Annotated in this window: 11 protein-coding genes; 7 read left to right on the top strand and 4 right to left on the bottom strand. The window is 42.2% G+C overall.

Annotated elements, in window-relative coordinates; genetic code table 11:
* The 3 genes from NWP21_RS07970 to NWP21_RS07960 all read left to right on the top strand — a co-directional run.
* A partial coding sequence (locus NWP21_RS07970; protein ID WP_280792259.1) for a tetratricopeptide repeat protein occupies window positions 1–606 on the top strand: 606 nt, incomplete at its 5' end.
* A gap of 105 nt (window positions 607–711) precedes the next feature.
* On the top strand, window positions 712–1137 hold the full coding sequence (locus NWP21_RS07965) for a hypothetical protein (protein ID WP_280792258.1): 426 nt from the start codon (window positions 712–714) through the stop codon (window positions 1135–1137).
* A gap of 34 nt (window positions 1138–1171) precedes the next feature.
* On the top strand, window positions 1172–1744 hold the full coding sequence (locus NWP21_RS07960) for a TIGR04376 family protein (protein WP_280792257.1): 573 nt from the start codon (window positions 1172–1174) through the stop codon (window positions 1742–1744).
* Between the two features lie 230 nt (window positions 1745–1974).
* Here NWP21_RS07960 and acsF read toward each other — a convergent pair whose 3' ends face one another.
* A complete protein-coding gene (acsF, locus tag NWP21_RS07955) occupies window positions 1975–3051 on the bottom strand; it encodes a magnesium-protoporphyrin IX monomethyl ester (oxidative) cyclase (RefSeq protein ID WP_280792256.1) in 1077 nt (358 codons plus the stop codon).
* A 528-nt stretch (window positions 3052–3579) separates the two neighbouring features.
* Here acsF and NWP21_RS07950 point away from each other — a divergent pair.
* Window positions 3580–4077, top strand: a complete 498-nt coding sequence (locus NWP21_RS07950; protein ID WP_280792255.1) for a TM2 domain-containing protein — start codon at window positions 3580–3582, stop codon at window positions 4075–4077.
* On the opposite strand, the gene NWP21_RS07945 is transcribed toward NWP21_RS07950, so the two are convergent.
* The 3 genes from NWP21_RS07945 to thrC all read right to left on the bottom strand — a co-directional run bounded on the left by NWP21_RS07945 (window position 4074) and on the right by thrC (window position 6346).
* Complete coding sequence (locus NWP21_RS07945; protein WP_280792254.1) at window positions 4074–4535, bottom strand: DUF2996 domain-containing protein; 462 nt, start codon at window positions 4533–4535, stop codon at window positions 4074–4076. The two genes, NWP21_RS07950 and NWP21_RS07945, sit on opposite strands and share 4 nt — an antisense overlap.
* 142 nt (window positions 4536–4677) lie before the next feature.
* Window positions 4678–4953 (bottom strand): MoaD/ThiS family protein, encoded by a 276-nt coding sequence (locus tag NWP21_RS07940; RefSeq protein WP_271731166.1) that lies wholly within the window; start codon window positions 4951–4953, stop codon window positions 4678–4680.
* An 88-nt stretch (window positions 4954–5041) separates the two neighbouring features.
* Complete coding sequence (thrC, locus tag NWP21_RS07935; protein WP_271731165.1) at window positions 5042–6346, bottom strand: threonine synthase; 1305 nt, start codon at window positions 6344–6346, stop codon at window positions 5042–5044.
* Between the two features lie 315 nt (window positions 6347–6661).
* Here thrC and NWP21_RS07930 point away from each other — a divergent pair, with 315 nt between their 5' ends.
* From NWP21_RS07930 to NWP21_RS07920, 3 genes are all read left to right on the top strand, one after another.
* Window positions 6662–7105, top strand: a complete 444-nt coding sequence (locus NWP21_RS07930) for a DUF2267 domain-containing protein (RefSeq protein ID WP_271731164.1) — start codon at window positions 6662–6664, stop codon at window positions 7103–7105.
* 44 nt (window positions 7106–7149) lie between these two features.
* Window positions 7150–7527, top strand: a complete 378-nt coding sequence (locus tag NWP21_RS07925; RefSeq protein ID WP_271731163.1) for a DUF2267 domain-containing protein — start codon at window positions 7150–7152, stop codon at window positions 7525–7527.
* Window positions 7528–7918: 391 nt separating this feature from the next.
* Window positions 7919–9565, top strand: a complete 1647-nt coding sequence (locus NWP21_RS07920; RefSeq protein ID WP_280792253.1) for a thiamine pyrophosphate-binding protein — start codon at window positions 7919–7921, stop codon at window positions 9563–9565.
* Window positions 9566–9602 lie beyond the last annotated feature (37 nt).

Below are 9602 nucleotides of genomic sequence, written 5' to 3'. Positions count from 1 at the left end.
GAAGCAGCAGCAGCGTTAGAATTGGCGGTAAAGGCTAGAGGTGATTTTGTCCCAGCTTGGGATTATCTGAGTGTAGTTTATAGGGGATTACAGCAACTGGATAGGGCGCTGGATGCTATCAATCAGGCGATTAAGCTGGAGGATGGTAATCCTAATTTGTATAATGAGAAGTCTAGCGTGTTGTCTGATTTAAAGAGGTATGCAGAGGCTGAGTTGGCGATAAATCAGGCGATTAAACTCAGTCCCCGTGCTGCTTTTTACAACAATCGCGGTATTGTTTACCGTAACCTGCAGAAATGGGATTTAGCTGTGGCTGATTATAACCAAGCTATTGCGATTAATCCTAATTTTGGTGATGCTTACTACAATCGCGGTATTGTTTACTATAACCAGCAGAAATGGGATTTAGCATTGGCTGATTACACCCAAGCTATTGGGATTAATCCTGATTATGCTAATGCTTACGGTAATCGCGGTTTTGTTTACCTTAACCTAGGAGACATCAACAAAGCCAGGGAAAACTTCCAAAGAGCAGCGCAATTATTCCTCACTCAAGGTAATACCGCTGGTTATGAACGAGCAATTAGGTTTTTAAACTCACTGTAGGTGCAAGATCCCCGACTTCTCACATCATCACAGATAATCTAGGCTAACTTAGCTAGAAGTCAGGGATCTGTGGGGTATAATTTAGCCAAACCCATTAAAAAATATATGAATTCAACCCCAACTAGTCAGAGTCACCAGGAAACCATCAACCCAGACCTTACACCCTTAGAACCTTGGGCTTTTGTTATTCATGACAATAACGTCACCATTGGAGGCCATACTTTTTTATGTATTGATGGTCAACACCTCAAGGACTACAAAAACAAGGGCGTATCTACTAGCAAGATTGTTGATGGTAGACTACTGTTACAAGTCCTCAAAGGACCTGATGAAAAAAGGGCCAGAACCTTACTTTCTGTAGTCGGTGAACTCACCCCAGAAAACAAGGTAATTAAACTGGATAGACCTAAGAAAATGGTGGAAGTGCATGACCCTGTAAGTTATGCTGCTTACTTACAAGCTAACCCCCAAGAGTTTACTAATGTAGTCCGTATGATTACCGGCTTTATCATCCATCCAAATCTAGAATAAAATAGATACATTCACAACTTCTGGAGTTTTTCCCGTGGGCTTATTTGATGATTTGAGTCGGTTTCTAGAAGAGCGTTTAGAAGAATTCTTGCGCAATAATCCCCATCTGGAATTAGAAGCGCTGTTAGAACAGTTGCGACAGCAAGAAGAAGATACTTTAAAACTGATTGCAGATTTAAAATTACAAGAAAAGCGATCGCAAGATCAAATCCTATCCACCGCCCAAGAAATTCAGCGTTGGCACATCCGGGTACAAAAAGCCCAAAATGCAGGTAGACCCGATTTAGCCGCAGCAGCACAAGCAAGGGAAGCCGCCCTATTACGGGAAGGTAACCAGCGATGGGGACAAATGCAGGGGTTAAAAGAACGCATCACCCAATCTCAAGAACTGCTGCGGAAAATTCAAGCCCGCCGTCAGGAGGTACAAGCCAAGGCCACAGAAGCCCGAACAGCCCGCACTCAAAGCCAGCAGCATTTAAAAAACGACGACTGGTGGAATTATACTAGTAATTATACCACAGGATTCGACGATTTAGAAGAAAAGTTTCGCCGTTGGGAAATTGAAGACGAGTTAAAAACAATGAAAGATAATTTAAAAAATCCATAATTATCAGCGGTTGGGGATAGAACCTTGCCAAGTAATTGTTTGCTTTGTAGAATGTTACCCTAAGAAGCTTCTTATTAAAACCTTGAGCAATCACGGTATACCTCGCTGGTATCACTACGTGATGACGTTTTTTTCTAAATTTCATCTCATCGAATCATAAAAAAGTGGTTCTGTATATCACAAAACCACAAAATCACAAAAATTTCCCAAACAAAAATGAATTATCTCACTTAGCGAACTGCTCCATGGGTAGAAACAGTATCAATAGGTTTCATTAAGTACAAACGCAAAAACTGCCACCCATGAGAGATATAAATGGGCAGTTTTTGGAAGAATTGTAAGAATTTGGGCGTTTTAGAGTTAGCGATCGCACTTAATTTTTCATTATTCTGGATACACACATCTAAACGCTGATAAAATTCTGGGTTATCTACATCCAGCATCAGCGGGAAGACTCGACCCGCATTTTCATTAGTCTTTTTAATCACATAGATGTCGTATTCTCTGGCATCCAGACCAATAGAGGCATAAAAGTCTTTACGCTGAATGTCATTCAGATACATAGTAGCAAATACTGACAACAAGAAAAAGCGGCTCCACAGCTTGGCTTTCCAGTCGTTCAACATTTGCGGCTGGGATCTCATAATAGCGTCAAAGAAATCCCCATGACGGTTTTCATCTTGACACCAGTTTTCAAAGAACCGGAAAATTGGGTAGATTCTATCTTCAGGATTTGCTTCTAAATGACGATAAATAGTGATATAACGCCAATAACCAATTTTTTCTGAAAGATAAGTAGCGTAGAATATGAATTTTGGCTTAAAAAAGGTATAAGCGCGGCTCTTAGTCAAAAAGCCCAAATCTAGGGACAGATTGAAGTCTGACATAGCTTTGTTCAAAAACCCTGCATGACGAGCTTCATCTCGCGACATGAGGTTGAAGCACTCAGCTAATACGGGGCTTTTTCCCTTTAAACGGCGACCCAGTTCTTTGTACAGTAAAAATCCCGAAAATTCTGCTGTACAAGAACGTTCTAGGAATTCCACGAATAATCGGCGAGTTTCCCCGTCAATATGCTCCCAGGACTGCTCAAACTCTCCATCTCTCACGAAGTGATGGCGGTTGTAGTCAGCACGAAACTCTTCTAGGATGGCTTGTAACTCGTCTTCATTAACCGAGATGTCCATCTTAGCCATCTCATCAAAATCGGTAGTGTAAAAACGGGGTGTTAATAGGGTTTCTTTAGCCGGGACTTTTACCCCTGGACGGATTTCTTCAAAGCCTGGTTTTTTGAGGGAATCTACCATGTTTTAATTGCTCTTTTGTCTTTAGGATCTTGATTACAAAGCCTATACCAATTTTTTGGTGAAAGTGAGAATACATCTGGGTGTCCAGACGATTATATCTGTTACACAGTCTGAGTCAATTGGTATCGGGGTCATGCTCTCGCAAGGCGCAGGAGACCAGAATAGTTTATTTGTATAAAGTTCAGTCTACCAATATGCAGCCTAAAATTTAGTATATAAAAAGTTAAGAGTTGCAACAATATTTGCCGCTGGGGGGAACTAATCATCAGCAATTGGTGGTCAAATCAATTAATATTCCCTATCCTGGTGAATGAGTTTGTTAGAGTGTTGTGAGGATAGCACACAGATATGATCATTAGACAAATCTCTGTAATTCAAGTCCAATTAGTTATTCATATTACATTATGATTAAATATTAATACTTAATGTATCCCCTGCTATATCAATGATTGGATTGAATCAGACCCTGAAATTACCCCGACTAACCTGGAAGGAAATCAACATCAAATCTCAAGGGTGGAAAATAAGATGAATTCTGAAAAAAATCAGCATAATGACCGTCTTCTTGTCTCTTATATCTTGAGTGCAGCCTTGTTTTTGGGCTTAGGAGGATTGCATCGTTTATACAACGGTAAGATCGGAACTGGTCTGTTGTGGCTGTTTACTGGGGGTGTATTTGGTGTAGGGCAATTTGTAGATTTGTTACTCATCCCCAATATGGTTAATGACTATGAACAGAATCTCAGAGCTAAAGCGGGTTTATCTTCCCTGGGTGTACCTATGAATCAACAGGCGATCGCCGCCCAAGTCCATCACCCCACTGGTGAGCAATTAATGATTGCATTGCTTCGCGCAGCTGAAGCCAAGGGTGGTACTTTAACCGTTACTCAAGGTGTGAGTGCTACAGGCGCAGGCTTTGCAGAAGTAGAAGCTACCCTGAAGGAAATGTTAACATCAGGCTATGTCAGAATAGGTAACAACCCCACTACTGGAGTTGTCACCTACTACTTTGACGAACTCAACTAATTTCTACCTAGCCACTTTTGACCGTTCAAACGCTGCACTAAACCAAATACCAAAAGGTCTAATGTAATTTTGCGCTCATCAATTAGGAATGACTCCAGGGTGCTGGGTTTTTTACCTTCGTTACAGGAAAATCCCTTTTTGCCAGTGATGCTTTCCTCTGGGAAGTATACATTAAACTGACGCTGGCCATTTTGCCAACTACCGATAACTTGCCAACACTCTTCGGCTGACTGAAACCCCGCGACGGGAAGTTTCTGTTTAGCAAAGGACAGCTGTAAGTCCTGTACACCTTGCTCGGCGATCGCTTTTTGCAAAGTTGGTAAGTAGTGCTGCTCCATAAACTCCACAAAGGGCTTATCTTCCACAGCTGGGGGTTTTTCCTTTTTCGCCGCCGCAGCGGGTTTTGCGGCTTTGGGGGCTACTTCTCCCCCTTGATTTTGATTCTTTTCTTCTGCCATTGCTCTGGTCAATCCTTTGTTTAGCTTGGGGAGCGATCGCTCGGTTTTTCGTGGTCGGTTAACTTCATTTTGACATAGGACAGCCAGGCGATCGCTGTCAACTCAACCTGCTATGCACCCCCAATCACTAATCACTACCTAATCAACCACCAGCCACCGCCGGGACAATACTCACCTCATCCCCATCTTTCAGGGGTGTATTTATCCCATCTAAAAACCGGATATCTTCACTATTAACATAGAAATTGAGAAACCGTCGCGCCTGTCCCTTCTCATCGCACAACCGGGATTTTATCCCTGGACAGTTTTCTTCTAGAGAATCGAACAGCTCGGACACATTACTACCAGTGCAAGTCAGGGTAGCTTGGTTATTAGTAAATTTTTGTAGGGCGGTGGGAACTAAAACTGTAACAGCCATAGAGCTAAAAATTTGCGAGTGAATAATAGAGTTAAGAGTGCAGCTAGGAATTGAAAGTGAGAAAAAACCCTTAACTCACAACTTCTAACTAAACTAGAACTTGTTGCCATTCCAAGCGGTCAAGTGTACGAGAGCGCTCTAAGGCACGTTCAAAACTATCGAGTTTAGCATCAATTGTCAAAGGTTCACCGACGTAACCTTGAACTGCTTCTTGGGTTTTTAATCCATTACCGGTAATGTAAACCACGGTAGTTTCATCTGGGTCAATCTTGCCAGCTTCGACTAATTTTTTCAGCACAGCCACGGTTGTTCCGCCTGCTGTTTCTGTGAAAATACCTTCAGTTTCCGCTAATAGCTTGATGCCTTCAATAATTTCTGCATCATTAACCGATTCTATATTACCGCCAGTCTTTTGGGCAATTTCTACAGCATAAATCCCATCTGCCGGGTTACCAATGGCGATGGACTTAGCAATCGTATTCGGTTTTACCGGTTTAATAAAGTCGCGACCTTCTTTGAACGCTTCGGCGATAGGTGAGCAACCTTCCGCTTGAGCGCCACTAAAGCGGACATTCTTACCTTCTACTAAACCGACCTCTACGAACTCTTGGAAACCTTTATAAATTTTTGTAAACAAAGAACCAGAAGCTAGGGGCGCAACAATGTGATCTGGTAGTTCCCAGCCTAATTGTTCTGCTACTTCAAAGCCGAGAGTCTTGGAACCTTCAGAATAATAAGGACGTAAATTGATATTGACAAAACCCCAACCGTGTGTATTGGCAACTTCCGAGCAGAGACGATTTACCTGATCGTAGTTCCCCTTAACTGCCATCAGTGTAGGACTGTAGATTAAGCTACCTAGGACTTTACCAGCTTCTAAATCGGCAGGGATGAATACACAACAATCTAAACCAGCATAAGCAGCGATCGCAGCTGTAGAATTTGCCAAGTTACCAGTGCTAGCACAGGACACAGTACTAAAACCCAATTCCCGCGCCCGGCTGAGAGCCACCGACACCACCCGATCCTTAAAGCTCAGGGTGGGCATATTTACAGCATCATTTTTAATATAAAGTTTATTCAGACCCAGGCGACGAGCCAACCGGTGGGAACGTACCAGGGGAGTCATACCTGTTCCCACATCTATAACATTGTCAGTTGCGACAGGCAAAAAGGGACGGTAGCGCCAAATAGAGTTAGGTCCAGCGGCGATTTTTTCACGGGTCACACTCAGCCGCAACTCACTGTAGTCATACTTAACTTCCAGTGGACCAAAGCATAACTCACAAACATGACTGGCTTTAAGTTCGTATTCCGCACCACATTCTTTACACTTTAAAGCTTTTAAAGTCGAGGTTGTTGATTGGGTATCTTTGGTGATTGCCTGAGTCATAAATGAAGCCTTCCCTGTTTTGTCAGTCAACTGTGAATTGATGCTAACACGACACAAAATACCCGTCAAACATACCCGATAAAAATAGTCGGGTATAATGGTGTAATTTAAATCACAGTAGGTTTTAACAGGGAAAAAATCCCTGAGATAGAGCCGTAAATCAGGAATGACACCCCATTAGTCAGAGGAGAAAGAATTGCTCACTGATTAGGATGGACTGGAGGACATAAAAAGCCTTGAAATCGAATAGAGTCGGGACTTGTGCCCTAAATCCCCACCCTTGCCAAATCAAGGCACTTGACAGGAGCCATCAATATGACAATCACAGGACTGGATATCTTTGATACGACAGTTCAAACTACAATTCCTTGGGTCAATGACCTGTGTAATAAACTAGGCTGGGAAAGTAAACACCAAGTCTTTCAAGCCTTGCGTTCCACATTGCACGCCCTGCGCGATCGCCTAACCGTACCAGAAGCAGCACATTTAGGAGCGCAGTTACCCATCCTCCTAGGGGGGTTTTATTACGAAAACTGGCGACCCGGAGCCACCCCCACCAAAGAAAGGAATAAAGAAGCATTTTTACAGCATATCCGTGATGACTTCCGCAGAACCGAACCAGACATAGACGCAGAAAGTGTAGTCCGTGCCGTATTCCAGCTACTAGCTGAACGGATCACCAGAGGCGAAATTGACGATGTGATTAATATGATGCCCCCAGCATTACGAGAACTCTGGCCTGAAGAAGTCCGAGTTTAATTGATTTACCAAAGAATTATTATACAAATTCAACGAGGGACACAATGGAATATGAACAATTTCTCGATGCTGCGGGTAAACTCTCCTTCATCCCAGATAGAGAAACAGCTGATGCAGCCGTCAAAGCAGTTCTGGGAATTTTAGCCAGCAAACTAGACGAAGAACAAGCACACCAACTCACCGACAACCTTCCTGAGCCTCTTAACTATCAAAGACTGCACTCCCACCAAGTCAGAAAGCTGCCTATTTCCGCTGATGAGTATATTGCTGTGATTTGCGAACAATTCAAATTAGATGATATTCAAGCTAGTGAGCTAATTCAGGAAACTCTGCGAGTCACCAAAGAAGCTGTCAAAGACAAAATCCAGGAATTAACATCCCGCCTACCTGCTGACTGGAGCGCCTTAATTGAAGCCGCTTAGGAATACTGCATAAAATACACAACCTCACTCCCAAGACTCTAATCACAGGTAAACAGGGGTGAGGTGAAAAACTTTTCTTCACCTACCCTCAACTCCCACAAGTGTAAAACCTTAGCGCCATGAGATAGGGGTTTTAACCTCCGGCTCCTTTCTGGGCTGAAATATCCAGCAAAAAACTCTGGATTGTCAATATGATAATTTTGTGATTATATATACAATATATTCTACTTATATGAGATATAGATATTAATTGTAAAAATATTGTGATATATGCATCCTGCCCCCACTGGTGTAACTCAATCAAATCAAATATCCTGTATAATATACAGGCTGTTTTTCTAAGTATAAATGGGCATAAATAATATTAATGACTAACTAATTTCCTACTACCATGACCACAGTTAGTGAATATTTATTTCATCGATTACACAGCCTCGGTGTTCAACATATATTTGGCGTGCCAGGAGATTATGTTTTAGACTTGATGGATGTTTTAACCCAAACTCCTATAAATTTAATTTGTAACTGTAATGAACTCAATGCCGGTTATGCAGCAGATGCCTACGCACGGGTTAAAGGTTTAGGTGCTGTTTGTATTACCTACGGTGTGGGTGGCTTTAGCTTAGTTAATGCGGTAGTTGGCGCTTATGCGGAAAGGGTTCCTCTGGTAGTCATTAGTGGTGCGCCTAACAGTTCGGTGAAGAAAACTAACTTGCTTCTACACCACACCACGGGAGACTATAACCTGCAACTGTCCATTATGGAAAAAATCACAGTTGCTGCTGTCAGTCTGACTATAGCCAGTCAAGCCGCAAATCAAATTGACCAAGCTCTGGCGGCTTGTCTCCACTACAAACGACCTGTTTATATTGAAATTCCCCTGGATTTAGTACATCAACCTTGCCATGTTCCCCAGGGTAAGCTCTATTCTTCATTGAAGTTAACAACCCCAGAAACATTACCAGAAGCTTTAGAAGAAGCCGTAGAAGAAGCAGTTGAATTATTGAACAAAGCACACCACCCCGTAATTTTAGCCGGTGTGGAGTTTCATAGATTTAATCTGGAAAAGCAACTGTTGCAACTTTTAGCAACTACTGGTTACCCGGTAGCTACAACCATGCTGGGTAAATCTTGCATTTCTGAGATGCACCCCCAATTTATTGGCAATTATGTAGGTGCTTTGAGTCGAGATAATGTGCGTCAACGCATCGAAACCGCTGACTGTGTATTGTGTCTGGGTGCAATTATGTCTGATATGAATTTGGGCATATATACAGCTGACCTGAATGCCCACAAGCTAATTAATGCTAACTCAGAGAAGGTCAAGATTAAGCATCATTTTTACCAACCTGTTTATCTGGGAGATTTCATTGATGGTTTAATTAACAAGCTACACAAAAAAGATGCTCAAACTTTAGACTTTACCCCTGCTGCGGATGTCATCGCCACCAGTTTTACACCCCAACCTGAAAACAAACTGACTAATGGGCGGTTTTATGAACGCATCAACCATTTTCTAGAAGATGCTTGTATTGTCATTTCTGATACTGGAGATGCAATTATCTCTACAATGGATTTATTAATGCCTGAAGAGACAGATTTTATTGGCCAAGCCTTTTATTTATCCATTGGTTATTCTATCCCTGCTTGTTTGGGTGCCGCTATGGCCGATCGCGATCGCCGCCCGATAATTTTTGTGGGAGATGGAGCTTTTCAAATGACTGCTCAAGAACTATCCACCATTATCCGCCATCGGCTGAACCCGATTATTTTCCTCATTAATAATGATGGTTATACCATTGAGCGCGTCATTAAAGATGGCCTTTATAATGATATCCAACCATGGAAGTATCATCAAATACCACAAATATTTGGCGAAAGTTGGAGTTGTGAAGTGTCTACAGAAGGGGAATTAGAGATAGCTTTAGCTCAAGCCAAGGTGAATACCGAATGTGTTTCTTTAATTGAAATTCACCTAGACAGGTTTGATTGTTCCCCAGGACTAATGCGGCTAGGTGAAGCTATGAGTAAAAAATGATAAATGTCACTCTATGATAACAGTGTAATTACTGAAT

Source organism: Anabaenopsis sp. FSS-46 (genome assembly GCF_029891665.1).
Lineage (GTDB): Bacteria > Cyanobacteriota > Cyanobacteriia > Cyanobacteriales > Nostocaceae > Anabaenopsis > Anabaenopsis arnoldii.
The sequence above is the reverse complement of the archived record's forward strand: the minus strand, read 5'-3'. Positions and strand labels throughout refer to the sequence as shown.

Excerpts from the sequence above, each read along its gene's own strand:
- NWP21_RS07950 (WP_280792255.1), top strand. The coding sequence starts at position 3,580 with ATGAATTCTGAAAAAAATCAGCATAATGACCGTCTTCTTGTCTCTTAT.
- NWP21_RS07945 (WP_280792254.1), bottom strand. The coding sequence starts at position 4,535 with ATGGCAGAAGAAAAGAATCAAAATCAAGGGGGAGAAGTAGCCCCCAAA.
- NWP21_RS07930 (WP_271731164.1), top strand. The coding sequence starts at position 6,662 with ATGACAATCACAGGACTGGATATCTTTGATACGACAGTTCAAACTACA.
- NWP21_RS07965 (WP_280792258.1), top strand. The coding sequence starts at position 712 with ATGAATTCAACCCCAACTAGTCAGAGTCACCAGGAAACCATCAACCCA.
- acsF (WP_280792256.1), bottom strand. The coding sequence starts at position 3,051 with ATGGTAGATTCCCTCAAAAAACCAGGCTTTGAAGAAATCCGTCCAGGG.
- NWP21_RS07920 (WP_280792253.1), top strand. The coding sequence starts at position 7,919 with ATGACCACAGTTAGTGAATATTTATTTCATCGATTACACAGCCTCGGT.
- NWP21_RS07940 (WP_271731166.1), bottom strand. The coding sequence starts at position 4,953 with ATGGCTGTTACAGTTTTAGTTCCCACCGCCCTACAAAAATTTACTAAT.
- thrC (WP_271731165.1), bottom strand. The coding sequence starts at position 6,346 with ATGACTCAGGCAATCACCAAAGATACCCAATCAACAACCTCGACTTTA.
- NWP21_RS07925 (WP_271731163.1), top strand. The coding sequence starts at position 7,150 with ATGGAATATGAACAATTTCTCGATGCTGCGGGTAAACTCTCCTTCATC.